Annotated in this window: 29 protein-coding genes; 9 read left to right on the forward strand and 20 right to left on the reverse strand. The window is 61.1% G+C overall.

The window, feature by feature from the left end:
* Positions 1 to 118: 118 nt before the first annotated feature.
* Positions 119 to 1411, forward strand: a complete 1293-nt coding sequence (gene glyA / locus VLL26_RS01805) for a serine hydroxymethyltransferase (RefSeq protein ID WP_342319430.1) — start codon at positions 119 to 121, stop codon at positions 1409 to 1411.
* Positions 1412 to 1422: 11 nt separating this feature from the next.
* Here the strand turns inward: glyA and VLL26_RS01810 are convergent, their stop codons facing one another.
* Entirely contained in the window at positions 1423 to 1788 is a 366-nt protein-coding gene (locus VLL26_RS01810) for a DUF5997 family protein (RefSeq protein ID WP_342319431.1), read from the reverse strand.
* Between the two features lie 23 nt (positions 1789 to 1811).
* Here VLL26_RS01810 and VLL26_RS01815 point away from each other — a divergent pair, with 23 nt between their 5' ends.
* The 3 genes from VLL26_RS01815 to VLL26_RS01825 all read left to right on the forward strand — a co-directional run bounded on the left by VLL26_RS01815 (position 1812) and on the right by VLL26_RS01825 (position 3788).
* Positions 1812 to 2474: a LysR substrate-binding domain-containing protein gene (locus VLL26_RS01815; RefSeq protein WP_342319432.1), complete on the forward strand. Its 663-nt coding sequence runs from the start codon at positions 1812 to 1814 to the stop codon at positions 2472 to 2474.
* 53 nt (positions 2475 to 2527) lie between these two features.
* Positions 2528 to 3118, forward strand: coding sequence for an LGFP repeat-containing protein (locus VLL26_RS01820; RefSeq protein ID WP_342319433.1), 591 nt, complete (start codon positions 2528 to 2530; stop codon positions 3116 to 3118).
* Positions 3119 to 3209: 91 nt separating this feature from the next.
* Positions 3210 to 3788: a GNAT family N-acetyltransferase gene (locus VLL26_RS01825; RefSeq protein ID WP_342319434.1), complete on the forward strand. Its 579-nt coding sequence runs from the start codon at positions 3210 to 3212 to the stop codon at positions 3786 to 3788.
* 13 nt (positions 3789 to 3801) lie between these two features.
* On the opposite strand, the gene VLL26_RS01830 is transcribed toward VLL26_RS01825, so the two are convergent.
* The 5 genes from VLL26_RS01830 to glpX form a co-directional block, all read right to left on the reverse strand.
* A complete protein-coding gene (locus VLL26_RS01830; RefSeq protein ID WP_342319435.1) occupies positions 3802 to 5382 on the reverse strand; it encodes an MDR family MFS transporter in 1581 nt (526 codons plus the stop codon).
* Positions 5376 to 6002 carry a TetR/AcrR family transcriptional regulator gene (locus tag VLL26_RS01835; protein ID WP_342319436.1) on the reverse strand — a complete coding sequence of 209 codons (627 nt, stop codon included), beginning with the start codon at positions 6000 to 6002 and terminating at the stop codon, positions 5376 to 5378. Before VLL26_RS01835 ends, VLL26_RS01830 begins: the two co-directional genes overlap by 7 nt.
* A 53-nt stretch (positions 6003 to 6055) precedes the next feature.
* A complete protein-coding gene (locus tag VLL26_RS01840; protein ID WP_342319437.1) occupies positions 6056 to 6583 on the reverse strand; it encodes a hypothetical protein in 528 nt (175 codons plus the stop codon).
* 46 nt (positions 6584 to 6629) lie between these two features.
* Entirely contained in the window at positions 6630 to 8030 is a 1401-nt protein-coding gene (locus VLL26_RS01845; RefSeq protein ID WP_342319438.1) for a class II fumarate hydratase, read from the reverse strand.
* Positions 8031 to 8138: 108 nt separating this feature from the next.
* The gene (gene glpX / locus VLL26_RS01850) at positions 8139 to 9149 is read right to left on the reverse strand and encodes a class II fructose-bisphosphatase (protein WP_342319439.1); all 1011 of its coding nucleotides are present in this window, start codon (positions 9147 to 9149) and stop codon (positions 8139 to 8141) included.
* A 200-nt stretch (positions 9150 to 9349) separates the two neighbouring features.
* On the opposite strand from glpX, the gene VLL26_RS01855 reads away from it, so the two are divergent.
* Positions 9350 to 9922 (forward strand): DUF4245 domain-containing protein, encoded by a 573-nt coding sequence (locus VLL26_RS01855; protein WP_342319440.1) that lies wholly within the window; start codon positions 9350 to 9352, stop codon positions 9920 to 9922.
* Here VLL26_RS01855 and VLL26_RS01860 read toward each other — a convergent pair.
* Entirely contained in the window at positions 9919 to 10188 is a 270-nt protein-coding gene (locus VLL26_RS01860; protein WP_342319441.1) for an exodeoxyribonuclease VII small subunit, read from the reverse strand. The genes VLL26_RS01855 and VLL26_RS01860 overlap by 4 nt on opposite strands.
* A gap of 31 nt (positions 10189 to 10219) precedes the next feature.
* Entirely contained in the window at positions 10220 to 11482 is a 1263-nt protein-coding gene (gene xseA / locus VLL26_RS01865) for an exodeoxyribonuclease VII large subunit (RefSeq protein ID WP_342319442.1), read from the reverse strand.
* Positions 11483 to 11628: 146 nt separating this feature from the next.
* Here xseA and VLL26_RS01870 point away from each other — a divergent pair, with 146 nt between their 5' ends.
* The gene (locus tag VLL26_RS01870; RefSeq protein ID WP_342319443.1) at positions 11629 to 12615 is read left to right on the forward strand and encodes a 4-hydroxy-3-methylbut-2-enyl diphosphate reductase; all 987 of its coding nucleotides are present in this window, start codon (positions 11629 to 11631) and stop codon (positions 12613 to 12615) included.
* Between the two features lie 79 nt (positions 12616 to 12694).
* Here the strand turns inward: VLL26_RS01870 and VLL26_RS01875 are convergent, their stop codons facing one another.
* From VLL26_RS01875 to VLL26_RS01885, 3 genes are read right to left on the reverse strand one after another with little or no spacing between them, the layout of a single operon-like run.
* Positions 12695 to 13363, reverse strand: coding sequence for a DUF6542 domain-containing protein (locus VLL26_RS01875; protein ID WP_342319444.1), 669 nt, complete (start codon positions 13361 to 13363; stop codon positions 12695 to 12697).
* Positions 13364 to 13374: 11 nt separating this feature from the next.
* Complete coding sequence (locus VLL26_RS01880) at positions 13375 to 14487, reverse strand: DNA recombination protein RmuC (protein ID WP_342319445.1); 1113 nt, start codon at positions 14485 to 14487, stop codon at positions 13375 to 13377.
* A gap of 40 nt (positions 14488 to 14527) precedes the next feature.
* Positions 14528 to 15919, reverse strand: coding sequence for an AI-2E family transporter (locus VLL26_RS01885; RefSeq protein ID WP_425292280.1), 1392 nt, complete (start codon positions 15917 to 15919; stop codon positions 14528 to 14530).
* Positions 15920 to 16002: 83 nt separating this feature from the next.
* Between VLL26_RS01885 and ychF the strand changes: the two genes are divergently transcribed.
* The 3 genes from ychF (at position 16003) to VLL26_RS01900 (ending at position 19638) form a co-directional block, all read left to right on the forward strand.
* Positions 16003 to 17100, forward strand: coding sequence for a redox-regulated ATPase YchF (gene ychF, locus VLL26_RS01890; RefSeq protein WP_342319447.1), 1098 nt, complete (start codon positions 16003 to 16005; stop codon positions 17098 to 17100).
* Between the two features lie 9 nt (positions 17101 to 17109).
* Positions 17110 to 18654, forward strand: a complete 1545-nt coding sequence (locus VLL26_RS01895) for a recombinase family protein (protein ID WP_342319448.1) — start codon at positions 17110 to 17112, stop codon at positions 18652 to 18654.
* 696 nt (positions 18655 to 19350) lie between these two features.
* Entirely contained in the window at positions 19351 to 19638 is a 288-nt protein-coding gene (locus tag VLL26_RS01900; protein ID WP_342319449.1) for a hypothetical protein, read from the forward strand.
* A gap of 162 nt (positions 19639 to 19800) precedes the next feature.
* On the opposite strand, the gene VLL26_RS01905 is transcribed toward VLL26_RS01900, so the two are convergent.
* The 9 genes from VLL26_RS01905 to VLL26_RS01945 form a co-directional block, all read right to left on the reverse strand.
* Positions 19801 to 20388 (reverse strand): cadmium resistance transporter, encoded by a 588-nt coding sequence (locus tag VLL26_RS01905; protein ID WP_425292281.1) that lies wholly within the window; start codon positions 20386 to 20388, stop codon positions 19801 to 19803.
* Complete coding sequence (cmtR, locus tag VLL26_RS01910; RefSeq protein WP_175954882.1) at positions 20388 to 20738, reverse strand: Cd(II)/Pb(II)-sensing metalloregulatory transcriptional regulator CmtR; 351 nt, start codon at positions 20736 to 20738, stop codon at positions 20388 to 20390. Before cmtR ends, VLL26_RS01905 begins: the two co-directional genes overlap by 1 nt.
* A 432-nt stretch (positions 20739 to 21170) precedes the next feature.
* Positions 21171 to 21365, reverse strand: coding sequence for a hypothetical protein (locus tag VLL26_RS01915; protein WP_342319450.1), 195 nt, complete (start codon positions 21363 to 21365; stop codon positions 21171 to 21173).
* A 17-nt stretch (positions 21366 to 21382) separates the two neighbouring features.
* Positions 21383 to 21685, reverse strand: coding sequence for a hypothetical protein (locus tag VLL26_RS01920; RefSeq protein WP_342319451.1), 303 nt, complete (start codon positions 21683 to 21685; stop codon positions 21383 to 21385).
* Between the two features lie 243 nt (positions 21686 to 21928).
* Complete coding sequence (locus VLL26_RS01925) at positions 21929 to 23212, reverse strand: relaxase/mobilization nuclease domain-containing protein (protein WP_342319452.1); 1284 nt, start codon at positions 23210 to 23212, stop codon at positions 21929 to 21931.
* Positions 23209 to 23745 carry a hypothetical protein gene (locus tag VLL26_RS01930; protein WP_342319453.1) on the reverse strand — a complete coding sequence of 179 codons (537 nt, stop codon included), beginning with the start codon at positions 23743 to 23745 and terminating at the stop codon, positions 23209 to 23211. Before VLL26_RS01930 ends, VLL26_RS01925 begins: the two co-directional genes overlap by 4 nt.
* The gene (locus VLL26_RS01935) at positions 23742 to 24095 is read right to left on the reverse strand and encodes a hypothetical protein (RefSeq protein WP_342319454.1); all 354 of its coding nucleotides are present in this window, start codon (positions 24093 to 24095) and stop codon (positions 23742 to 23744) included. Before VLL26_RS01935 ends, VLL26_RS01930 begins: the two co-directional genes overlap by 4 nt.
* A 14-nt stretch (positions 24096 to 24109) precedes the next feature.
* Entirely contained in the window at positions 24110 to 26023 is a 1914-nt protein-coding gene (locus tag VLL26_RS01940; RefSeq protein WP_342319455.1) for a DNA primase family protein, read from the reverse strand.
* Positions 26020 to 26376 carry a helix-turn-helix domain-containing protein gene (locus VLL26_RS01945; protein WP_342319456.1) on the reverse strand — a complete coding sequence of 119 codons (357 nt, stop codon included), beginning with the start codon at positions 26374 to 26376 and terminating at the stop codon, positions 26020 to 26022. Before VLL26_RS01945 ends, VLL26_RS01940 begins: the two co-directional genes overlap by 4 nt.
* Positions 26377 to 26688 lie beyond the last annotated feature (312 nt).

Here is a 26688-nt window from a genome sequence, read left to right on the forward strand (position 1 = left end):
TGGGTATATAAGGAGGAATCGGTGCTCGCTCGAAGGGTGGTGCCTATACTGCTGTCTAGGCCCCGCGACGCGGGCAAACGCACCGTTTTATCCATCCGAAGGAAAGGACTCGGTCTACGTGTCTGAAGACCTCCGTTACCAGGATCTAGCAAGCTTCGACCCCGAAGTGCACGAGGCAATAGTCAACGAGCTTGGCCGGCAGCGCAACACTTTGGAGATGATTGCCTCGGAGAACTTTGTGCCGCGCTGCGTCCTGCAGGCACAGGGCTCCGTTTTTACGAATAAATACGCCGAGGGCTACCCGGGCCGCCGCTACTACGGTGGCTGCGAGTTCGCCGATGTTGTGGAGGATTTGGCGCGGGAGCGAGGCAAGGAGGTCTTTGGTGCGAAGTTCGCCAACGTCCAGCCCCACTCGGGTGCGTCGGCGAACGCGGCGGTTCTTATGGCACTGGCTAGTCCAGGTGAGACGATCTTGGGGCTGAGCTTGGCCCACGGTGGACACCTCACTCACGGGATGAAGATCAACTTCTCTGGCAGGCTCTACAATGTTGCTGCCTACGAGGTTGAAAAGGACACCCATACGATCGACATGGCGAAACTGCGTGAGCAGGCGCGCGAGGTCAAACCGAAGGTGATCATTGCTGGCTGGTCCGCCTACCCGCGGGAGGAGGACTTCGCTGAGTTTCGTTCCATCGCGGACGAGGTCGGTGCCTACCTTTGGGTCGATATGGCGCATTTCGCGGGCCTAGTTGCTGCGGGCCTGCACCCGAGCCCGGTGCCGCACGCGCACGTGGTGTCCTCCACGGTGCACAAGACGATTGGTGGCCCGCGCTCCGGTTTTATCCTCACTAACGACGAGGAGTTGAGCAAGAAGATTAACTCGGCTGTGTTCCCGGGGCAGCAGGGCGGCCCGCTGATGCACGTCATTGCGGCGAAGGCCACCGCTTTTAAGATTGCCGGTACTGCTGAGTTCAAAGAGAGGCAGGAGCGCACCCTTGAGGGTGCCCGTATTCTCGCTGAGCGCCTGACCCGAGAGGACGCGAAGGCTGCTGGTGTCGATGTTGTCTCCGGTGGTACCGATGTCCATTTGGTGCTCGTCGACTTGCGCAACTCCAGGATGGATGGTCAGCAGGCGGAGGACTTGTTGGACCGCGTTGGCATTACCGTCAACCGCAACGCTGTGCCCTTCGATCCGCGTCCCCCGCAGGTCACTTCCGGTCTGCGCATCGGCACCCCGGCGTTGGCTACCCGTGGTTTCGGTGCTGAGGATTTCCGTGAGGTCGCCGAGATTATCGCCGAGGCTTTGATCAAGGGTGAGGGCGCGGATGTGGATGCGTTGCGCGCCCGCGCGGAGAAGCTGGCACAGAAGTACCCGCTTTATGCGGATCTCGAAGACTGGAAGATGCTTTAGAGGACGGTTTTTTAGTCCTCGGCGGGCCCGCGTTTTTCGGCAAAGGTAGCGCGGGCCTTTTGGAGCCATTCGGGTTGGTCGGCCAGCAGCGCCCTGATTTCTTCGGTGGTCAGTGGTTTGTCCATGCCGTTGTTTTTCAGTGCGGCGATGCTGATGCCAAGCCTGCGGGCAACTTCGGGGCGGGGATGGGGGCCGTTGACTCGCAGTTGGGTCAGCCATTCTGGGGGAGTGTTGTGTAGCTCGCGCAGTTGAGCGTGCGTTACGGCGTTGGACTGGAAGCTTTCTGGGGTGGCGGGTAGGTAGATGCCGAGCTTCTTCGCGGCCGTCGCCGGTTTCATGGCGGTGCCGGAGGGGGTGAGGTTTTCATCGGAGTTCATGCTGTTGACGGTAGCATTGACCCATGCTCAGGCTAAGTTTCGTAACTGGCACCGAACCTGGAAAATGGTTGCGTCGCTTCTCGCAGGCAACCACGCACGGCCTTGATGCGGCGGCTGATGACGATCCTCTGGCTGTGCTCGCCGCGGGAAAGTGCGACCTCACGCTTGTCCGACTCGCCGATGAGCGGGTAACAGGTGAGCACCACGTCGTGCGGCTTTACGACGAAACCCCCGGCGTCGCCGTTTCTAAAGATTCGGTTTTCGCTGAGGTGGGAGAGCCGGTTTTGTTTTCGGACCTGGCCGGGGAAATTGTGAACTTCACCTTCGAGGTGGGCGCGGATTACAACGATCTGCGCGCCGCCTTGCAGGTGGTGGCGGCCAATGTCGGTGTGGCCTACGCCCCGCTGCCTCTTTTGCAGGCGTTGTCCAAAAAGCAGGTGGTTCCTCTCGCATTGAGGGGCGGTGAACCGGTGCCCACCGAGATCGCGTTGGTGTGGAAGAAAAGTGAGGATAGTGATGCGATCCAGGATTTTGTGGGGGTGGCGAAGGGGCGAACCTTGAACTCTTCGCGGGCGCAGGCCCCGAGTGCGAATGTGAAAAAGAAAAATTCTAGGACACAGTCAACGCGGGGTCTACGGCGAACCGGCAAAGTCCCCCATAAAGGGGGCAAGCGTGGGCGGCGGTGAGGCTAGCTTCTCTACCGTGGATGGGTAACAACACTGTAGAGAAAGGTTAAAACGTGAACTTCACACAGAAGGCAGCCGCCGTAGCATCTGCTCTCGTCCTGACCGGCGGCCTTGTCGCCTGCTCCCAGGAAGACGAGGATAAGAACGCTTCTGCCACCGCTACCTCCACGGTCGAACAGACCGCTACCGAGGGCTCGACTGCTGCCGAGACTTCCTCCGAGTCCGTTACTTCCGTGACTACCTCCACGAAAACCGAGGCCGCCGAAGGCGAAACCGTGGAGGTCGCCACCGCTGACGGTCAAACCACCTTGGTTCCGCAAGGTGTAAAGGGCGCGATGGATGAGTATGGTGCCGACTGGGGCATGCCAGCGTCTATCGAGCAGACCGACAATGGGTGGATCGTGTCATACGATGACGAACATTACGTCGCTTGGAATGAGAGCACCGGCGGCGCTCCGACGTGGGGCCAGATCTCCAAGGAGTGGCTGGGCAACTTGCGTTCGGACAACACGCTCGGCTTCCCGACGGCACCGGAGCAGGCTCTGGCCGAGGGCAACGGTTGGACCCAAGAGTTTGAGCACGGCACAATCACCTGGGCTGAGGGCGAGGACGGCACCTTCGGCCCGACCGTTGAGGTGATGTAGCAACACCAGCCCGACTGTAAAGGGATAATGGGGGTCGCAATGGTCAAGGACAAGGTTGCGCGCCCCCAAAAACGTGTGAAAAATGGGCGCTATGCCTTTGAACGGTTTTCACATCCGTCCGATCCACCCCGTTGACTATCCCCAGGTCCGGGCTATCTACGAAATGGGTCTCGATTCAGGCCACGCATCCTACGAAACGAGTGGCCCGACTTGGGGCGAGTTTAGTGCGAAGAAAATCATGGAGACGGTTTTCGTCGCCGTTGACGATACGGACGCGTCCAAGATATTAGGCTGGGTCGCTGCCGCAAAGGCGTCATCGCGCACCGTTTTTCACGGCGTTGTCGAAGATTCGATCTACACCCACCCGGATGCCCGCGGTCGCGGTGTCTCCGGTGCGCTGTTGGACAAGCTGATCGAGACGTGCATTGCCTTGGATAAGTGGGCGATCCATTCCTGGATCTTCCCGGAGAACGAAGGTTCCGCTGGCCTGCACGAGTCACGTGGTTTCAAGAAGGTAGGCACTTTCCACGACATGGCGAAGATGACCTACGGCGACATGGAAGGTGTCTGGCGCGATACCGACATTTACGAGCTTTTGTTGCCTAAGCCGGATGAAAAGGCGCAACGCGCTCAACAGGCTGCACAACAAAGCGGTGAGCCTGCGCTTTGAGCTTCCCCAGGCATTAGGAGATGGCCTCGGCCAAGGCTTCCTCGCGGATCGGCAAAAGGAGGATCAAAGCTGTCATCGCCAACGGCAGCATGAGGAGGAAAACGGGGGTCAGGCCGTCGTTGTAGCTCGACAGGATGGCGTCGCGAAGCGCTGCCGGCAACTGATTGACTATCTGCGGTGTGAGAGACTGACGGGCCGCGCCAGAAGAAAACGCTGCTTCGTAAGGGGCGGCGTCATCGCCCATGGCTTTGAGAGCAGCGGGCAGGCGGTTGTCCAGATTGGTGGACATATTGTGGATGAACAGTGAGCCGACGAGCGAGGCGCCGACGGCGCCACCGATCTGGCGGAAGAAATTGTTCGTCGCGGTGGCGGTACCGACTATGCGCATAGGGAAAGAGTTTTGGACAATGAGGACCAAGACCTGCATCACAAGCCCAAGACCGAAACCGAAAACAAACATGTATCCGCCCAGGGTGGTCAAGGACGTGGTGACCTCGAGGTGGGAAAACAGCCACAGTGCGACGGCGGTAACTCCCATGCCGACAATGGGGTAGAGCTTGTAGCGCCCGCTGCGCGAGATTAAAAAGCCAATGCCGATGCCGGTGCCCAGCATGCCGAGCACCATAGGAAGCATCATCAATCCGGCCCCGGTCGGGGTGAGACGGTGAACCATTTGGAGGTAGGTCGGCAGGTAGCCGACAACACCCATCATGGTGATGCCGAGAACGAGGCCCGCCAGGGTGCTTAGGACCATGTTGCGGTTGCGAAACAGGTGCATTGGAATCAGCGGGTTGCGGGTGTTGAGTTCCTGGACGATAAAAAGCAACCAGGACACGAGCGAGGTCATCACGAGGCCGGTGATGATGGTCGAGCCCCAGTCGTATTGGGTGCCTCCCCACGTTGTGGTGAGGATCAAACTGGTGGTGGCCACCACCAGCAGGAGGGTGCCTAGCCAGTCGAAGTTGAGGCCGTGGCGGGAGCCGACGCGTACATTCAAAACTGCGGCAGAGATACCGATAGCGATGAGGGCCAGCGGAATATTCATCCACAGACCCCATCGCCAGCCGGGGCCGTCGGTGAACCAGCCGCCCAAAACGGGGCCGAGGACGGAGGAGACACCAAAGACAGCGCCCATCGCACCCATGTATTTACCGCGCTTTCGGGCGGGCACGACCTCGGCAATGATTGCTTGGGAAGTGACCATCATTCCGCCGGCCCCGAAGCCTTGGATGGCGCGCCCGACGATGAGTGTTTCCATCGTGGCGGCGAAGCCGCCGAGGGCGGAACCGACGAGGAAAAACACGATGCCGGCGATGTAGAGCCATTTGCGCCCGAGGCCGTCGCCAAGCTTGCCAAAGAGCGGCATGGCGATTGTCATGGTCACCAGGAAGGAGGAGATCACCCAGCTCATGTGGTCGACGCCACCAAGATCGCCAACAATGGTTGGAAGTGCTGTGGCGAAGATCATCTGCCCCAAAGAGCTCATGAGCATCGTTGTCATCAAGGCGGTGAAGATCAACCCGATGCGCGGTGCTGTCTTTTTGGCTGCGTGCTGGTCGATCTCTCCTGGCGCCGGCGGAGAGGTGGTCACCATGTCATCTCCTTTGCGAGGTCGGTGTGAAAGCGGGCAGCGAGGCGTAAGGCTGCGGGGCCGGGTGGTTCAGAGGCGGGAAAATCAGGGTTGGATAAATAGGTGGCGACCGCGACATAAAAAAGGTTGACGATGGCGTTGACCTCGATGCTCACTGGGGCATTTTCAAGTTTGCGGTCCTGCGGGAAGGCCTCGAAGTGGCTGGCCACTGCCTGTGTGAGCCGGGATAAAAGCTCCGCTTTGCGGACATAGGCCGCTCCAGCTAGGGAAGGGTTGTCCGCCAGGATTTCTCTGCGGCGTGCCAGTTGGGTGCGTGACAAAACGTCCGGCCTGATCTCGATGTGGGTAAAGATAAGATCCAGCAGGTTGTCGGACGGCGTTGTGGCGATCGTCTCGATGGTTTTATCGGAGATCTGGTAGGGAAGCGGACCCAGGATTGCTTCGTCTTTGGAGTCCATGTAATTGAAGAAGGTGCGGCGCGAGATGTCAGCAGCAGCACAAATGTTCTCGACGGTTACGGCGTCGAAGCCGCGCTCGTGGACCAGGCGCATCGCCGCATCGACGATGCGCTCGCGTGTGTCACGCCTTTTGCGCTCCCGAAGCCCTTCATTGTTTTCTTGCATGGGGTGCGATTTTACACTCAGTGCAGCAATGCAACAGATTAGCGTGACGAAGTTTACTGCGTGTTCAATTCGCGGGAGAGAACACCCTGGACCCTTTGGTTAGCGCTGGACACCAGCTCCGCTTCCACCACACCCGGTTCAGGTTGGGTCAATTCCCACGCGCCGTCGACCGGGCCGCAGAATTTATTCAGCGTCTTTGTTTCCCAGGTGTCCTCGTCGGAGGGGGTAAGCAATGTGGTGCAGCGATCGTTGAGGAAGGCAAGCATGGCGCTGTCATGCGTGATGGTCAAGGCGACCCTCCAGCCGGATTCTCCTTTCTGTGAACGCGCCGTCATCCACCCGGTGTAGGTGCCGGGTTCGATGGTGCCCTCGGGGGAGATAGGTTGTCCCGCCTGAGATGGCTGGGCGGTAACCGTGACGGTCTGTGGAAGCGCGCGGCGTTCCTCGGCGGGGCGGGTCACGGCCCAGATCGCGGCGGCCGCCGCCGCCACAACCGCGAGACTGAGAAAACCAGCAGCTACGGCGACCCATTTGCGTTCAGTGGATCGCTCGGGACGAAATTGCGAGAAAGAATCGGACATGAAAATACCCCCAGTCGGTGCTGGGGGTAAATCCTAACCGTTGGTGTTAGTTGCGGTTGGTGTTGGCCATGCTCAGCACGTCGAGGCGGCGGTCCAGCTCCTCCTCGGTGAGCTTGTCGCCATCGACGAAGCCCAGGTCGATGACAGCCTGGCGGATTGTCTTGCCCTCGGCCAAAGCGGTCTTTGCAACTTTGGCGGCCGCCTCGTAGCCGATCGCGGAGTTCAGCGGGGTCACAATGGACGGGGAGGACTCGGCCAGCTCCTTCATGCGCTCGACGTTGGGCTCGATGCCGTCGACAAGTTTCGTGGCGAACTGGCGGGCAGTGTTGGCGAGCAGGCGGGCGGACTCAAGCACGTTGCGCGCCATCATTGGGATGAACACGTTGAGCTCGAACTGGCCTTGCGAGCCGCCGAAGGCGACGGCGGCGTCATTGCCGATGACCTGGGCGGAGACTTGGGTGGCGGTCTCGCACAAAACCGGGTTGACTTTGCCCGGCATGATGGAGGAACCCGGCTGCAGGTCCGGCAGGTGAATCTCGGCGAAGCCGGCCAGCGGGCCAGAGCCCATCAGTCGGATGTCGTTGGCGATCTTGTACAGCGACACAGCGATCGTGCGCATCGCGCCGGAGAACTCGACCAAAGCGTCACGGTTGGCTTGAGCCTCGAAGTGGTTCTTCGCCTCGGACAGCTCTTTGATGCCGGTGAGTTTGATCAGTTCCTCGGTGACCTTGCCGCCGAACTCGGCCGGGGTGTTGATGCCGGTGCCCACGGCAGTGCCGCCGATTGGCAGTTCGCCCAGGCGCGGCAGGGTAGCCTCGACGCGCTGGATACCCAGCTCGATTTGGCGGGCGTAGCCGGAAAACTCCTGGCCGAGGGTGACGGGGGTGGCGTCCATCAGGTGGGTGCGGCCAGACTTGACCACGTTGTGCCACTCTTTGGCTTTCTTGTCCAAAGATTCGTGGAGAACCTTTAGGCCCGGGATGAGGTCGTTGACAGCGGCCTCGGTGGCGGCGACGTGGGTGGCCGTCGGAAAAGTATCGTTGGACGACTGTCCCATATTTACATCGTCGTTGGGGTGGACCTCCACGCCGTTGCGCTTCGCAATCGAGGCGATGACCTCGTTCGTATTCATATTGGAGGAAGTGCCGGAGCCGGTTTGGAACACGTCGATCGGGAACTGGTCGTCGTGCTTGCCGTCGGCGATCTCCTGCGCCGCGGAGATAATGGCGTCCGCCTTCGTTGCATCAAGAGCGCCGAGATCCTTGTTGGTCTGGGCGCAGGCTGCCTTGAGCAGACCCAAGGCGCGAATCTGCTGGGACTCCAGGGGGCGGAAAGAAATGGGGAAGTTCTCCACCGCACGCTGGGTCTGAGCGCGCCACAGCGCATCTACCGGCACTTTCACTTCACCCATGGTGTCGTGCTCGATGCGGTATTCCTGTTCAGCCATGTACAAACATCCTTACTTGTCGAGTTAGAGGAACTGATATTTACTGATTATGCCTATTTTCCCACACGCTTTAGCAACGATGGGCCGGAAAAACTGCGGTCTTAGGGCTTACTCGGTTGGGTCTGAATAATCGACGACCGAGTACTCCTGCAGCTTCGACAACTGATGAATTGACTCCACGTAGCGGACAGTGCCGGAGCGGCCACGCATCACTAGGGAGCGCGTGGTCGCGCCGTTTTTGCGGTAGGACACCCCGCGCAACAGATCGCCATTAGTTACACCCGTGGCCGCAAAGTAACAGTTGTCGGACGCGACGAGGTCATCCATGCCAAGGACGCGGTCGATGTCATGTCCGGCGGCCTCTACCGCCGCGCGCTCCTGTTCACTTTGTGGAGCGAGCTGGCCTTGAATTTCACCGCCGAGGCACTTCAGTGCGCAGGCGGTAATGACACCTTCGGGGGTACCGCCGATGCCCATGGCGATGTCGATTGAGTTGGTGTCCTGGGCGGCAGCAATCGCACCTGCGACGTCACCGTCGGAAATGAATCGCACCTTCGCACCCGCCTCACGGATCTGCTTGACCAGATCCACGTGCCGGGGACGGTCGAGGACAACCACGGTCACATCAGAAACCTTGATACCTTTGGCGTCAGCCACGGCTTTAATGTTGTCTGCGACGGATGCGCTGATGTCGATACGGCCAGCGGCTTCGGGGCCGACGGCGATCTTATTCATGTAGAAGGCGTCCTTCGGGTTGAACATCGTGCCGCGGTCGGCGGCGGCGATCACTGCGATCGCGTTCGGGCGGCCCTCTGCCATCAAGGTGGTGCCGTCTACGGGGTCGACAGCGATGTCGACGGCCGCGCCTTGCCCGTTGCCTACGTGCTCACCGTTGTAGAGCATGGGGGCTTCGTCCTTTTCGCCCTCACCGATGACGATGATGCCGTCCATGCTGACGGAGTTGATCATCTTGCGCATCGCGTCGACAGCGGCGCCGTCGCCCTCGTTTTTCATTCCGCGGCCCACCCAGCGGCCGGAAGCTAGCGCCGCCGCCTCGGTCACGCGCACGAGTTCGAGCGCAAGGTTTCGATCCGGGTACTCCTTAGACATCTCCGCCATGAAGGCAGCCTCCTGAGCTGTGTAAATTGTGTTTGGTTGTAGCTTGGTCCCGGCCCGCACAGCACGGGGGTGCCACGCGGCTAGGGCCTTGTGCGATTATTGTTCCACTTTTGTGCCCGATCGCGGGCCTTAGCCACACACTATCGGGGGTGAAGGGGTGCGAGGCGGAGAAATGGCGCGTCCGTGCCATACTTAGGGTCGTGGCTGCCGATAACAAACCCCGCATCTTCCAAGACGGCCGAGACATGCTGATCAATGTCGTGCTGATTGTCGCCATCATGCTTGTCGTCGTCGGTTTCACCGGAATGTGCTCGTTTAATCCGGGCGCTCCCGAGCAAGGGCCGGTGCAAAAGGTCGACGCCGAATCCTTCCTGGGGCTTGAGGCGCGCGGCGTCAACTACCCGGTTCGCTACCCGGAGATGCCACAGGGCTGGACAACGAACTCTGCGCGGCGTTCGATGATTGACAACGCGCCTGCCCCTGTCATCGGTTGGGTCACGCCAAAGAAGGGCTACATCCAGCTCACGCAGACGGGGGCCGCGCTTGCCGACGCCACCGCCAGCGCCGACCACCACCCCCGCGAACTCACCCGCACCGTCGACGTCGAAGGACTTTCCGTGCAGGTTTACACCTCGCAGGACACGGACGTGCGCGACATGTGGGCCGCCGACCTCGGCGATGCGCGCATCCTCGTCACTGGGGCCGGAACGGACGAGGATTTCCTCGAAGTCGTCGCTGCAACTAAAGACGCAAAAGTCCTGCCGAAGGATTAATCGGCTGAACCTGCGTCGCTATCTGCGGCGCGGCCGATGGCTTCCTCGACACGTTTGGCGGCGCCGTCGAGAAGCACCTCGCAGCGCTTCGCCAACGCCTCGCCGCGCTCCCAATAGTGCAAAGACTCGTCAAGGCTCATCTGTCCGAGCTCGAGGATCTTGACGGTTTCGACGAGTTCGTCGCGTGCCTGCTCATAGCTCAAAGTTGAAGGATCCGGCAGGGCGTTGTTGCCCTGCCGACCGGAGCCGAAGGTGTGATCGGTCATTGAGTTTGTCCTTTGTGTGGAAGATGATTCGCTAATTGGCGGGGGTAGTGCCCATAGAGGCGGCGCTAATCGAGCCGTCGCCGACGCGGATGCGCAACTGCGAGCCAGGCGGGGACTGTCCGATACTCGTCACTACCTCATACTCGCTGCCGTCGCGGGGCAGAACCTGGACTACGGCGTAGCCGCGGGCCAGCGTGGCAGAAGGGCCAAGGGCGCAGACCTGGGCGCGCAGGCTTGCAACAGCCGACGATTCCTCTTTAAGCAAGTAGGAAATGTCGCGCCGAATCAAGGTCAAACCACGCTCGATGACCTCGCGGCGCTGCTCGATTGGGGTTAAAGGGTTAGCCAACACCGGCCGGGAACGCACCGACTGCACGTTGGACTGCTCACGTTGCACCCAACCGCGCAACGCCGCGTTCATCCGCGAGCGTGCCTCAGCAAGAAGGGCGTACTCCTGCGCCACGTCGGGCACCACACGCTTCGCGGCGTCCGTCGGGGTGGCGGCCCGCACATCCGCCACGTTGTCTAGCACGGGGTTGTCCGGCTCATGGCCAATCGCGGAGACGATCGGTGTCGCGGCGGCAGAAACCGCGCGCTGCAAAGCTTCCTCGGAAAACGGTAAAAGATCCTCGACGCTGCCGCCACCACGGGCAATGATGATCACGTCTACTGAAGGATCCGTGTCCAGCTCCTGCAGCGCCGCAATGACCTCCGGCACGGTGTTGGGGCCCTGGACGGCGGTATTGCGTACCTTGAAATGTACCGAAGGCCAGCGTCCCTGAGCGACAGAAAGGACGTCGCGTTCAGCGGCGGAGCCCTTGCCAGTGATCAGCCCGACGGTGCGCGGAAGGTAGGGCAGGGGCTTCTTCCGCGCCGGGTCGAACAAACCCTCCGAGGCAAGGAGGTTGCGCAGCCGCTCAATGCGCGCGAGTAGTTCGCCTTCACCAACATGGCGAATGTCGGTAACCCACATCGAAAACTTCCCGCGGGCCTCGTAGAAAGCTGGCTTGCCGTGAATGACCACATGGTCGCCGTCTTTGACAGGGGTGGGCAAAGAACGCAACATCTGCGTACTAGCGGTGATTTCTACGCTGGCCTGATGTTGGGTATCACGCAGCGTCAGATACGACAGCTTCCACGTCGGCTTCATGTTGACCTGTGTGAGCTGACCTTCGACCCAAAGCCACCCAAGTTTTTCAATCCAAACCTTAACTTTGTGATTGAGTTCGGCAACGGCCCACGGATTATCCGCTGTGTTAACCGTCGATTTGCCTTGGTTTGTACTTTCAGTCACGTCGCCGTCCTCACCCTTTCTTGAGCTGCTCGGAGGAATGAAAAATTGTGCGCTGGCCCCAGTGTTGGTGGCGCCTTTGTGAAGCGAATCTACACACGAGTCTCGCCACCTATCCTTTTAGACGTCGATTGGATACCCTAGGTTCCATGACAGATCAGGGTAAAAAGGTTCTTCTCGCTGCGCCGCGCGGATACTGCGCGGGCGTTGACCGTGCCGTTGAGACGGTGGAAAAGGCCCTGGAGAAGTACGGTAAACCCGTGTACGTGCGCAAAGAAATCGTGCACAACAAATATGTGGTGGAAACGCTGCGCGAGCGCGGCGTGATCTTCGTCGACGAAACCGACGAGGTTCCCCAGGGCGCACACCTTGTATTCTCCGCCCACGGTATTTCCCCTGCCGTGCGAGAATCCGCCGATGAGCGTAAGTTGCAGACTCTCGACGCGACCTGTCCGCTGGTGACCAAGGTCCACAACGAAGCTAAGCGTTTCGCCCGCGACGGCTACCAAATTTTGCTGGTCGGCCACGAGGGCCATGAGGAAGTTGAGGGCACCTCCGGTGAGGCTCCAGAAGTCACGCACCTGGTGGACGGGTTAGAGGGCGTAGACAAGCTGCCCGATTTCCCGGACAATCAGAAGCTGGTGTGGCTGTCCCAGACCACCCTGTCGGTCGATGAGACGATGGAGATTGTCAACCGTCTGCACGAGCGTTTCCCCAACCTGGAAAATCCGCCGAGCGACGACATCTGCTACGCCACCCAAAACCGCCAAGTGGCGGTTAAGGCGATCGCGCCCGATGTTGATTTGATGATTGTGGTCGGCTCCCAAAACTCATCGAACTCCAAACGCCTCGTCGAAGTCGCCCTCGAAGCCGGTGCGAAGGACAGCCATCTGGTTGACTACGCCCATCAGATTGAGGAGGGCTGGCTTGAAGGAGTCAAGACCGTCGGGCTGACCTCCGGCGCATCTGTGCCCGAGATCTTGGTGCAGCAAGTTGTCGAGTTTTTAAGGCAACGCGGCTTCAGCGACGTCGAGGAAATCACGACCACCACCGAGACAATTACCTTCGCGCTACCGCGCGTTTTGCGCTCCGCCCGCACTCGTGGCAAGGGCGCGCCAGCGGCAGTAGACGCCTAAAACCAAACGCCGACCATGAAAGCCCGGCACCTATAGGGCTGGGTTGAAATTGAGTTCAATCGACGCGCTTTTAGTTTCCTCATTCTTGGTAGAGGTCGTCGCTGAGGGATCGGCGGGTCCTCGTCGAGCCCCGACCACCCCCGGTTTCAGGTTGCGCCGGGCGACGCAGCTCTTCGGACTGGGCGCGACGCTGGAGCAACTCTTGCACGGTCACAGTCGTGGAACGCTCGCGGGCGCGCCTGTTTTGGTGGGTGGTGCGTCGGTTGCTTTCGGCCTGCCGCACGCGTTGCGTCGCGGCGTTGCGCTGCGCGATCTCGTTGTGTCTCTTAAGCAAACCGATGCGCAAAAGGGCCAGGGCGACAGAACCAACCGTCACCGCGGCGAGCACGGGGAAAAACTCCACCACCGGGTAGCCGATGGATAAAAGGACAGCGCGGGAAGCTACACCCGATTCAGCGGTTCCTTGGGGGCGGGGGGTAAACCACCCCGCCCCCAAGAGCCCCAGAATGTAGAGGATGGGTGCGGAGGCGACCACGAGGTAAAGCCCGCGAGGATTCACGGACGCTGTGACGATGATCGTGGCCAGAGAAAACAGGGTGAAGAAAGGCCACCCGATTGTTTCGTCGTAGATCGACAGCGCGGCTCCCGTGAACAACGCCGCAGCGATCACGGCAATGCCGGAGCCTGTGGGCAAGCCGACGAAGGTGGTCTGCCGGGCAGTGGTTTTCCGGGTAGGCGCGTGTGACACGGCTGTAGAGTCTACTCACTCAAGACGTCGGATTCGTATTCCCAACGCCGTAACACGGCGTCTTGTTCTGCTGAGCCTGTGCCGACGGTGTCCACCTGGCGCGGCGCCACCGAAATCTGCTCGGGTTGGACCGTACGGGAGCGCCTAGTGCGGGGCGCTGCACCCAGCTCATCGAGCTTGCGGGCTGTGACTAAAACGCGTGCATCCAATGAGGCGAGGGTGGAATTATAAGCGTCGACGGCCTTTTCCAGGGACTGGCCCAGCCGCGCGTAATGCTCGCCCATGGTGCCCAACCGTTGGTAAAGCTCAGTGCCGAGGCGTTGGATCTGTTTCGCCTTGTCGTTCATGGCATCGTGGCGCCAGCCCAAAGCCACGGTGCGCAACAGGGCGAACAAGGAGGTGGGGGTGGCAATAACAACATCGCGGTCGAAGGCGTAGTCCAAAAGCTCGGGGTCGATGGCAAGGGAAGCGTCAAGGAAGGGATCCGCGGGCACGAACATCACCACGAACTCGGGTGTGGGCTGGAAAGCCTCAATATAAGGTTTAGCGGACAAGGCGTCTACGTGTTGGCGCAGCAGGTGCGCGTGGCGGCGCAAGTGCGCCTGCTTTTCCTCCGGGTCGTCGGTGTTGAGGGCGTCGAGGTAGGAAGAAAAAGGCGTTTTGGCATCGACGACGATGACGCGGCCGTGGGAAAGACGGATAAGCATGTCGGGGCGCACGCGGGTGTCGTCGACAAGCACGCTCGATTGAACATCAAAGTCGCAATGCTCCATCATGCCGCCGAGTTCGACGACGCGCTCGAGTTGCATCTCCCCCCACCGGCCGCGTGTTTGCGGGGAGCGCAAGGCGGAAATGAGTTGGTCGGTGCGGTCGCTAAGCCGTGTTGAAGTCCGCGTGATGGCCTGGACTTGACTGGCCAGCGCCGAATAGGCCACTGCACGGTCCTCGTCCATGTCATTGAGTTGGCTCGCTAGGCGCTCTAGCGCGCGGGTGACAGGCACCATATCCGTCTGCTGCGTCTGCGGTTGTTGAGATTTCAAATGTCTCCCTAAGACGAAAACCGCGGCGACGGCCCCAAAAAGGAGGCCGCCAATGAAAACAGCGAGAACAGCGACGATCGACATGGCCCGAAGTGTGCCACACGCCGCGGACATGCCCCGCGCCCTACGCCCCGTTACCCCTATTCTTATCGAACATATTGGCGACCTTGTCGGGTTTGAGGGTAAAACGTAGCGGGCGACGCTTCTTCAATTTGCGCCACGGAATCGACAACCCCCCTTCACCTTGAGCAGCAGGTACATCGGCAGGCACCGACGGGGCCTGCCACTCCCGGTCACCACGCCACTGCTGCCTATCGTAGACCGCTTCGCGCTCCTCCAACTCCGCGATTGCCTTGCCCTCCGGAGTGATGAACTCCAACTCAGCGGCGCGCACCTCGCCGGCGTGGATGCGAAGCATATCCAAAAGGTAACGGTAAACCACAGCCACCATCGCGGCAGCCGGGACCGCTAAGAAAGCGCCGACCAGACCAAAAAGACCACCGCCGACAGTGACGGAAACCAACACGACCACCGGGTGAAGGTTCATCGCCCGCGACTGCAGGATGGGGGATAAAACATTGCCCTCCAACTGCTGGACGGCAAGCACCAAACCGAGAACAAACAGGGCCTTAGTGAAACCGAGGGAAACTAGCGCGACTAACACTGCCAAAGCGCCGGCGACGACGGCGCCAACGATCGGGATGAATCCGGCAAAGAAAGTGATTACGGCCAGCGTAAACGCCATGGGCACGCCGAGCAGGGCGAGGCCACCACCGATAAAGACGGCATCGACGAGGGAAACGATCGCTTGCGCGCGAATGAAACCCGACAAGGTGTTCCACCCGCGGGTAAAAAGCTCGGTGAGGTGTAAGCCGGTGCGCCCGCCCGTCGCCGAGCGCAGCCACGGCAGGAAGTGGTGGCCGTCTTTGAGGAAAAAGAAAGTCAAAACGAGCACCACGGTCAAAGTCACGGCAACCCCTGCCGCAGTGCCGATTCCCGCGAACACCCCACCTGCGATTGCTCCGGCCTGGTTTTGCAGCCACTGTGCAATCTCATTGACCGCTTCGTTTAAGTCATCCGGGTTGACGTTTAGCGGTGGGCCCTGCAACCACAGTTGCAGCCTTTGGATTCCTTCCAGGGCCTGCAAGTAGAGGATCTGCGAGTGCGCCGCGATGTCGGGCGCAATGAGGGAGCCCATAAACCCGGTAATGCCAAAAAAGGCCAGCAAGGAAGAAATTGCGGCGAGCGCCGAAGGAAACCTCCAGCGCCGCAGAGTTGTGGCGATGGGGGCAAGGATGGTGCTGACAATGATCGCCAGCACCACCGGGAGAACTCCTGCCCAGAACGTGCCGATGATTTTTGCCAAGGCAAAAAGAAATACTGCGACTGCTAAAAGGCGCAGGGTAAACATCGCCGCTGACTTCAGCCACGCGTTGGCCACGACGCCGCGGTCGACAAGGTCGCGGTGCTCGGTCGCCCCGGACTCGGGTTGGGTGGTAGTGCTCACCCGCCCCATATTGCCCGATGACGCTTCGCTTTGCGACGACCACCCGCGGGCCTTTCCCGACCCAGAAGCCGTGTGAGATAGGATTGGCGCCCGTGAGCCTTACACTTGGAATCGTCGGCTTGCCCAATGTTGGCAAGTCCACCCTGTTCAACGCCTTGACCCGCAATGACGTGCTGGCGGCGAACTACCCCTTTGCCACCATCGAGCCGAACGTGGGTCTGGTGGAGTTGCCGGATCCGCGCCTAAAGCGGTTGGCGGAGATTTTCGGTTCCGAGCGCATATTGCCAGCCACCGTATCCTTCGTGGATATCGCCGGCATTGTCAAAGGTGCCTCCAAGGGTGAAGGTATGGGCAACGCCTTTTTGGCCAACATCCGCGAAGCCGACGCAATTTGTCAGGTCGTGCGAGCTTTTTCCGATGACAACGTCATTCACGTCGACGGCAAGGTGGATCCGGGCAGCGACATTTCGGTGATCAACACCGAGCTGATCCTCGCCGATTTGCAGACGATTGAAAAGGCCCTGCCGCGCCTTGAAAAAGAAGCCCGCACGGCCAAGGACCTAGCCGCCACAGTCGCGGAGGTCAAGAAAGCCCAGGAAATTTTAGAGTCCGACCGCACGCTGTTCGCCGCGGCGAAAGCCGGGGAGATCGACCTCGCTTTGCTGCGCGAACTGCACCTGATGACCGCCAAGCCTTTCCTTTACGTATTTAACTCTGACGAGTCCGTGCTAAGCGACGACACCCGCAAAACCGAGCTACGCAACTTAGTTGCCCCGGCCAAGGCCGTGTTCCTCGACGCCCAAAGCGAAACCGAGCTGCTTGAACTCGACGAGGACGAAGCCGCTGAGCTTCTCGCCGCCGTCGGCCAGGACGAACCGGGCTTGCAGACCTTGGCCAAGGCCGGGTTTGAAACTCTCGGCCTGCAGACTTACCTCACCGCAGGGCCGAAGGAGGCCCGCGCCTGGACTATCCACCAAGGCGACACCGCCCCTAAAGCTGCTGGCGTGATCCACACCGACTTTGAGAAAGGCTTCATCAAAGCCGAGATCGTCAGCTTCACCGACCTCGACGAGCTCGGCTCCATGGCCGAAGCCCGCGCCCACGGCAAAGTCCGCCAAGAAGGCAAAGACTACGTCATGGCCGATGGTGACGTGGTCGAGTTCCGAACGGGGCTGACGTCTAAGAAGTAGACTGGAGGCATGAACCAGCCTCCTTCCTCGCCCGTCCGCGCCGCTATCTACCTGCGTATCTCTCTCGACCGTGAGATGGACGGGCTCGCTATCGAGCGACAGCGGGAAGACTGTGAGAATCTCGCGAAGTACCGCCGCTGGGAGGTCGTGGAGACGAACGTCGATCAGTCAATATCAGCCTCAGATAAGACCAAGAAGCGGCCTGCTTACCTGCGGATGATCTCTGATTACGAGGCTGGTCTCCTTGACGCCATAGTTTGCTACGACCTGGATCGGCTCACTCGCCAGCCTCGGGAACTCGAAGACTGGATAGATAGAGCCGAATCCCGTGGCCTGCTCCTCGTGACCGCGAACGGTGATGCTGATTTCAGCACCGACGGCGGGCGGATGTACGCCCGTATCAAGGCAGCCGTGGCCCGTGCTGAGGTCGAGCGCAAGGGAGCTCGGCAGTCCCGTGCGCACGTCCAGCGTGCTCGCCAGGGACGCCCGCCCAAGGGCGTCCGCCCCCTCGGCTACACGACCGCTGGCGAGCTCATCGAGCACGAGGCGGAGGCTGTCAGGGCCATCTTCGCGGCGTTCCTCCGGGGAGACTCCCTCGCAGGCATTGCGCGCGCTCTGAGCGGAGCGCAGGGCGACGGCGAGGGGTCTGGCGTGCCCCACCTGCCCTTGCACAGCCGGACGATCGTCCTGGAACGCAACGCGCGGCGTGAGGCCGAGGGGAAGAACCCCCGTCCGGTGCCTGAGGACGGCCCATGGAGCGCCTCGACCGTACTCGGGATCCTTCGGAACCCTCGCTACGCGGGCTACTCGGTCTACACCTCGAAGGACACTCGTCGGCAAGAGGCCGGAGAGTCTCGCCGCAAAGCCCTGCGGGATAACCTCGTCAAAGACGAGCACTGGGAGCTCGTCCTCGGGCAGTGGGAGCCCATCGTCGAGGCCGACGAATGGTGGACAGTTCAGAACCTCCTCGACGACCCGGCCCGGGTGACGAACCGCTCGGGCTCCACCGTCCGCAAACACCTGGGAGCAGGGCTCTTCAGGTGTGGTATGTGTGGGGAACCCGTGCGAACTCGTGCTCGCTACTACAGCTGCAAGGCAGGGCACCTCAACAGAACCCGGGACGCGATTGATGACTTCGTTCGGGCTCTTGTTGTCGAGCGGCTCGGGAGGAAGGACCTCAGGCGCCGGAGGAAGCAGGCGGATCCTGAGGTCAAGGACGCGTTCTCGGAGCGGATCGCGGAGCAGCGCGCCCGCATTGCTCGCGCTGAACGTGACTACGACTCCCAGGTCATCGAGGGTCAGGATCTCGCACGAATCCGCAAGGGCGCTCGGGCTGAGATCGCCCGCCTGGAGGCCGAACGTCTCGCCTCTGGCACCGGAACGGTGCTCCAACCGATCCTTGGGACACCAGACCCGGCAGCGGCTTTCCTTGAGGCCCCGATGGCCCTGCAACGTGCCGTCATTGACACGCTCATGACCGTGAGGCTCAGGCGTGCGAAGCAGGGCAAGAAGGGCTTCGATCCCGAGTCTGTTGAGATCGTGTGGAAGCAGTGAGATCCCCCTATCACACACAGACCGCGCCCTAGCGGGCGCGATGAGGCGAAACTGGTCAGCGCCCCTTCGGGGCGCGAGGTCATCCGTACAGGAAGGCGAGCACGTAGGGGAAGCGGGTGGGGTGTGTGTGCAGCGCTGTGTGACGCCGGTTACACATTGCTGCACACATCGCTGCACACATGCACACATCTGCACACATTGGTGTGTGTGCACTAGTTTTCGTTGGAATGCCAGGCGAAACTCGGCCCCTGCACACATGCACACATCTGAACGCATTACGTCCTCTATAGAGCAATTTTTGGGCGCTGTTCTCTCCCTATAGCAATGAGTGAGAAAGATGTGTGCAATGTGTGCATTTAACGAGTTTTCATTGAGATACCAGGCAAAACCACTGCACACATCCCTGCACACATCTCAACAAGGCCCCAACTTGTGTGCATCTCAAGGTGATGCGCCTCACAGAAAACGGCGCCTACCTACCTCGTCACCCTCCTGCTCCCTTGCTCCCTCCGATCCCTACGCAGGATGGGAGGTCTCGCTGATCCGATGAATGTTCCTGCCGCCCCGTAGGGGCGCTGTAGGTGAGGCAGACCCCTGCCGGGGTCCGAGCGACCTCCTGGAGGTCGGGCTGTTCGTGAGCGTCCTTTCCCGAGTGGACTGCCGCAGCCCGGCCTCCACCTAGCTCGGGAGGTCATCGTGAACATGAAGAACACGCAGGAAGTGCTCGAATTGTGGATCGACAGCGGCATGGCCGTGCTCGACGAGGACGGAGCTCCGTCCCTCACGGGCTTCGAGGATGCCTACCGAGGCTGGTGGGAGTCGTTCCGGGATTACCTCGCTGAGGAGGTTGCGGAGTTGCAGCGTGACTGGCCCGAGGAGGCAGTCAGGCACTTCAATTGGGACCTCTATGAGCGAGACGCGCAACACGACTACACCCTCTGCGAGGCTCAGAACGGCGGCGTCCACGTGTTCCTAGATCTGTGAACGACGAGAGACCCCCTAGCCCAGGTGGCTAGGGGGTCTCTCGTTTCTCACTCACAGCTCGGGCCCGTCATCCTCGCGATCATCCGCTGTCAACGACGGCCGAAAAGTGAGCAGGAATCGACGCCTGAAAACTGAGCAGGTCCGGGCGCCGTCCGACTGAGATCACAGGCCAAAAGCGCCTCCTTGGACAAGGATCACGACGCCCAAGATGATCAGGACGAGTGGGAACAGGATGTGTTCGGACTTCTCGAGGACCTCGTTGATACCCGGCCGGGTGGCCACGAACTTCGCAATGGCCACGAGGACTGCGACGAACAGCAGGAAGACTGCGCAGTAGGTCAGGATGCTGGCTGGACTGACACTGAGGAAGACGGGGACGTAGACACCGATGTTGTCCCCGCCATTGGCGAAGGTCACAGCCGCGACGGTCAGCGGCGCGACCTTCTTGCGGTCATCGAGCTCGTCATCGTCCTCGCCCTGCCATGCCTCCCATGCGGCGCGAAGCCCCAAGAGCAGGGGGACCAGACCGAAGTAGGGGATGGCGGATTCCGGCAGGGCCAGGCTCGCGCCCCAAGTAGTCAGGAGAGCCGCGCCAAGGATGCCCAGGAATCCCAGGTACTGACCCACGACGATGCGTCGCGTGGTTCCTGCGCGGCCAGCGCCACGAGCGAAGAACAGCGACAACACGATGACGTCGTCGATGTTGGTCGCGACGAACAGGCCGACGGCTTGGATCATGGTGGCCAACATCAGCGGACCTCCTGGCAGGCGCTATTGCTGCAGGCCGGATCGAGACAGGGTGCGGCGTCGTTCACGGCCAGTGTCACCTCGACCAGCGAAGTGAGAGCGTCGCGCAGGTGATGATCGGCGATGTCGTAGCGGACCTTGCGCCCCTGCATCTCGGCCACAACAATGCCGCAATCACGCAGGCAGGCCAGATGGTTCGACACGTTCGACCGGGTCAGGTCCAGACTCTGGGCGAGTTCGGCGGGATACGAGGGCGCATCCAGCAGGCTCAACAGGATGCGCGCTCTGGTGGGGTCAGCCAGGGCCCGTCCGATGCGGTTCAGGGCGTCAAGACGCGAAGCAATGGTCAGCATATGCTGAATAATACAGCATCAGCTGACGTGTTGATGGGTGAGCCCTGGCGCGAGGTGGGCGCCCCAGCCACGCATCTTCTTCTCTGCCCCTAGTTGTTGCGGTCTTTGGTGAGGAGTTCTCGGTGGGCGCGGGTGCGGATGCGGTCCTTGAGGATGGTCATGGAGTGGCCTGCTGAGCCCTGAGCCTGACCCCGGTCGCCCGGTCAATGAAGGTCTCAAGACGGACCCTCTATCGGGCCTTAAAAATGGCCCTCATTGACCGCCCGCTAGCGCAGATCCCATCTGGCGTTTTCATGCCCCACATCGGCCCCACTTTGGGCCTTCGTTGTCCCTGAGGTCCTCCGGGCCATTACTGGGCCATTACTGGGCCATCAATGGCCAAAGAAAGACCCCGGTCACCTCATCGGTGACCGGGGCTTTCTTGTCTCCTCCTCACAGCTCGGGCTCATCATCGCCCTCCGAGCCCCAGTCCAGGGACTCAATCTGGCCGATCATTCGGCGCTGATAATCAACGACGCTCTCGCGTTCCCGGATCCTGCCGTCGAGGCGCTCGGCTCGCTTTGCGCGCTCTTCGGGCGCCTTAGGCCTTCCGATCTTGAGGCCCTTTCCCATCATTGGCTGGATCATCGTCCTCACCTCCTTCCTCATCGCAGCTCGTCATAGATCCACTGCGAGACCCGCAGGACAAGCCAGACGAACAGCCCAGCTCCACCGAGCGTCCCGACCGCGATCAACGCTTTCGCCCACCACAGTGAGGCAGCAGCGAACGAGTCCCACGCCCAGCCGAAGAGCGGGCCGATGCCGAGCATCGAGCCCAGCCCCCACACGAGGCCGCCCACGAGCAGGAGCGAGGCGAAGAGCGGTAGCAGAGCGAGGCAGAACCTCCCGACCGCCGTCCAGCCGAGACGTCCCTCCAGGGCCTCCAGGCGGCGCTCTGCGCGACCCACAGACGCCACCAGCTCATCTCGGCCTTGTCCGTGACCCTCTCGAGCGCCTGAGCGGCCTCTGAGGCCTTCTGAGTGCCGATCACGGCGACCCGCTGCTCCACCTCATCGAGAGTGCTCTCAACGCGCTGAACAGGGCCCTCAACAGCCTGAGCGAGCCGCTCATCGAGGACTCTGACGGCGTGCTCGCTGAGGCGGTTCACGTCGATACGGACGGTTCGACCGTTGCCGACAGTCTGCTTGAGCTCACCCAAGGCCGTAGTCATCGTCTGCTGCGAGGCTTCGAGCCTCTTCATCATGCTGTGTGCTTCCAGCTCTGAGGCGCTGACTGTGGAGCCGTCGCTCGTTTTCACGACGCGCTTGTCGCTCACGGTCTCGCCGAGCTCGCTCAGCGTCGCGCTCTGCGCGTTCAGCATCTGCTTGATCTCGTTGACGTCGCTCGTGAGCGAGTCTGGCAACGAGACCTCCGAGGTCTGCATCGACGATTTCAACGCGTTCACGCGTGTGATCATCTCCTGCTCGACGCTCGTCACTCGCTTGCTCAACTCCCGCTGAGAGTCCACCAAGGCGAGGAGCGCTTCCTCGATCTTCTTCAGCTGCTCTGAGCTCGCGGAGGGCGGCGTCGAGCTGCTCTCCATCTTCTGCAAGGCCCTGGACATCGTCCATCTCCCGTTCTCGCATGATGCGTTCGTTCATCGTGTTGTGGAGCGAGCTCCACTGGTAATCAGCACCGAGCTTGCGGGCCGTGCAGGCTGCCTTCGATCTGCCGAACCGCCTCACCTCGTCGTTGTCATCGACGAGTGCGTACGTCACGCTCGGGTCTCGTCCCTCGGCCTCGCTCTTTGCGCTCGTCTTCTTCTCGATCGAGACGCCGTGCTCGCGCGCAACCTGACGGAGGCTCTCGAAGTCCACTGAGCGAGGGTCAAGCAGGGCCTCGTCCACGCGATCCGCGAGGAACTCACGCCAGGTGTTCTTGTCGAGCTCATCCACGGTGAGCCCCTGTGCGGTCGCACCGGAACGGGACCGATTGACATCGTGAGCGAGAGCAGCAGGCTCCAAGACCTGCAAGCCCATCTCTTTCATCACCTTGTCGTTGGCTCTCTTGAGCACCCAATGAGCAAGGCCGTTCTCACGAGCTGCCTTCCCCGTCACGAGATCGACGTTCGCGATCGTCACGTGCGCGTGCGGGTTGCCCCCTTCACTATCGAGATGGACCACAACATCACACGGACTGTTGGGCGCGACCTCCTTCGCGAGTGCATAGGCAGCGTCACACACGATCTGAGGCGTTGCCGGATCACTCGGATCGAGCTCGTCGGAAGAGAACGACTGGATCACCATGAGCGCTTGGTTCTTACGACCTGTGCCCTTGAGCATCGACTCGATCTTCGTGATCGCGTCATAGGGGTTGCGGAAGTCAGACCGCCATGCAGCCGCACGAGACTGCTTCACATTGGTGGGCCTCCCGTAGTGCGCGTACATGATCGCCGCTGCCGCCCGCACTGTCGTTGTCTGTTTGGTGATGCTCATGACGACATCTCCTTCGCTATCGCGAGGAGCGTCGCCGTCACACGACGCAGAGCGTCGATGTCCGGCTCCACACCAGCCCACCCTTGCCGGGCGAGCTGGTTGACATTGACGCCCACGGCGTTGACCTCACCGATCAATCGCAACACGTCGCGATTGACCGGCTTCGGCGCGGGCGCACCATCGAGATAGTCGATGGCGGCCCTGATCGCCCCCGACTCTGCGAGCCGGTAGCGTTGCGCAACGCGGGTGAGCTGTGCGCTCTCCTCATCGGAGAGCCGCACCGTCACCCGCGACTCACGAGCCTGTCGGCTCGTGATCCTCCGGTCCCCGCCACGGACTTGCACATTGCTGTGCTCGTCCGTGGCGTGGACCTCCGGCTGGGTGGGCGCGCCCTTGACGCTCGTCTCGTTCCGAGCCGAGCTAAGGGGTGTTAACGCCCACCGGCCAGCAGACGCCCTGTCTGACGACAGGACGTGCTGGCCAAGGGGGTCGGTGCCCGCCCCCTTGGATCCCCCCCAGCAGACTCGCTTCACGACTCGCCACGATAACCACCCCATCCGGTCTGGTTGTCGGTCTCATCGTTACGCTCGGCGTTCTGCTCAGCATCGTTCGCTTCGCTCTCGACCTGAGCAGCAGCGCGACGCTTCGCAGCGGCACGCTGAGCAGCCGCACGCCGCTTCGCGTTCTGCTCGTCGATGCGTGCTCGTGCTCGATCGACGAGCGTTCGTACGCTCACCTGCTCAGCGTTCTCGATCTCGTCGAGAACGCTCATGATCGCCTCAGCGAAACGGGAGCGTTCCTTCTGCTCGGCGTCGCGCTTCTTCTCGCGAAGTCGTTCGACCTTCGCGAGCGCGTCCGCGATTTCCTTGTCGAGGTTAGCCATGATGGTGTCCTTTCCTAGTTGTTGGTTGTGTTGATCGTCTGTCCGGCGAGGAACGCCGTTGCGGCCTGCTCGGCCCCCTCGTGGAGCTCCTCCTGTGTGGCAGTCTCAGCCATCACGATCCGCTCGTCGACGGCACGCACCGGCTGCTGCTCCTCAGGCTGCACGTCCTCGTCGGTCGTTATCGCCGTCGTCGAGGTCAGCCGCACAAGGCCCCGACCGCGCGGACGATTGTTGAAGAACGTCGGGTTGCCGAAAAAGGTCTCTGCCCACTCCACCGCGATCGTTAACTTGTACTCATTCATCACCGGCTCGCCCGTCCAGTACTGTCCCCAAGAGATTGGGTTCTCATCACGACCCATCAACCTGAACCGCTGCGGGTTCTCGCCGTCCACGATCGACTTGAGACGGTCGCGGAACTTCCGATATGAGATCACGCGGCCCGACGGATTCGTCTTCTTGAACCACGCGCAAAACAGTGCGAAGAGGAACTCGACGGGAAGCACAGATGAAAGCAGTCGATCGCCGACTTCCGACCACCAAGCCCGAACCGGATCGTTATTGAGCTTCACGTCCTCGCCGAGCTCGACGGCCTTCGCTCCGACGATGAAGTCGTCGAAGTCGGGCAGCTCAAGGGCGACCTTGAGGACGTACTCAAGCACCTCGGGATCCCGCATGAACGTGTCCTTGATCGTCGGGTCTCGACGCCCCGTGAAGCACTTGTCGAAGGGGAGGAACGCGAACCGCCGCCACAGCGAATCGGTCTTATCGGCGAACTCAGGAAGATCGTTGAGGCACTGCACCATGACCCCGTGTGGACGCCACTGGACGGCACGCTGGTTCTTCCGGTCGATCGTGATGACCTCATGCGTGATGTACTGCTTCAAGTCGCTCGCAGTCTCGGTGAAGACACTCACCGAATTCTCGTCGGTAAAGACCGCCGACTTGCCGAAGAGCGGCTCGGTGCCGAAGCGGTCAGAGAACTTCTTGAGGGGCACGGACGCCCAATTGCCAGCACCGACGAGCTCCTTGAGGAGCACGAGCAGTGTGCCCTTGCCGCCCTCGCCCTTGGACGAGTAGAAGCACACGGCCTTGTCGTAATTCTTATGGACGCGCAGCGCAGCTGTGATCGTCTGCCAGACGAGTGCAACCCGTTCCAGATCACCCGTGAAAAGGTCCGCCAGCCAGGCGTTGAACTCCCAGGGCGAGCCGTCCTTCAGTGTCCGTGTCGGAGATACGGCGTTCGGGTTGTAGGCGGTCATGCACTTCGTCAGGTACACGCGATCCGGCGAGAACGCCTCAAGCGTGCGCGTCTCGACGTTATAGATGCCGTTGTCCACCGGGACAAGGTGAGGCTCGGTGCACTCGCTGACCATCGGCGCGAGCGAACGCAACTGCGCGTACACCTCGTTCACGAGATACGAGTTCGCCGTCTTCGTGTACGAGCTCAGAAGCTCGCGTACGCCCTCGCGCTCGGTGATCTCGCGGTACGTGCCCTCGAAACGACCCGATGCGTGATACCGCATGAGGGGCATCTTCGCTACCTCGTCAGTCTCCTCGCCGACGAGCACCACACGATGCTCGGCGGCAATGAACTGCGCGAGCATGAACGGCGGTAGGTTCTCCGGCGCGCTCCTGACGACGCAGCTGCCCTTGTTCTTCTTGATGATGGCAAGGAGGTTGCGGATCAGATCGAACGCCTTACGATCCATCCGTCGACCACGATTAGTCCCCGTCAGGCCCTCGGCGTTCGCCCAGCGGATCACCGTCTCAGAGATGAGGCTGTAGAACTCGCTCGGGGTGATGCACACGCCCTTGTCGATGAGGAAGAGGATGCTTTCCCGCACCTCATCTTCGATGGTATGCTCATAACTGAACTGATCGGCCCCCGTGTCCCCCTGGATGCGGGGGTCTTCATTTGTGTTGCTCATGCCGCACCTCCGAGAGCAACTCGAAGGCGGGCGATCTGCTCGTCGTTGAGGCGGGGAGCGGCGTCCACAAGGGCCGTGATGTGACGACTGACCGACTCATCGGAGCTCGTCGTGCCCACGCGATGCTCAGCGACGAACTCACGCAGATCGCCAAGCCTGTAAGCGACACTGCCACGCTGGCGACCGAGCCCATCAATGGCACCCGCGTATTTCACATACGCGGGGCCGCGCCCCTTCACGCGCCAGTTGTTCAGCGTCTTCACTGAGATACCAAGGAACTCGGCGGCCTCGGCTGAGGAGAGCGTGCGATCCGAGTCTGTACCCAGCTCGGAAAGCCTGGTTGCGGAGGACATGAAAAATGCCCCTTTCCCTGAGTAGGAAAGAGGCTTGTCACCGCCGATTCACCGGTCGGAAACCTCTGCTGTCACCCGCACGGGAGTGCTGTCACCCGCACGGGAGGATGACCTGCCCATCTGTGGGCGCGGCTCTATTCTCAGCACCATCCATCCCGTCGAGGATGATGTGAGGGTCAAAAGACCCCCAGACGGCCAATCCCATGCCGCCCCAGGCTCACCATCTCAGCGCGGGGATGTCGCACTGTGCCGAGGTTTTTGGGCTCGGCCCGATGGCTTGATCCGAGCCTAGCACATCTCTCCAAATCACTG

This window comes from Corynebacterium sp. BD556, from assembly GCF_038452275.1.
Classification (GTDB): domain Bacteria; phylum Actinomycetota; class Actinomycetes; order Mycobacteriales; family Mycobacteriaceae; genus Corynebacterium; species Corynebacterium mayonis.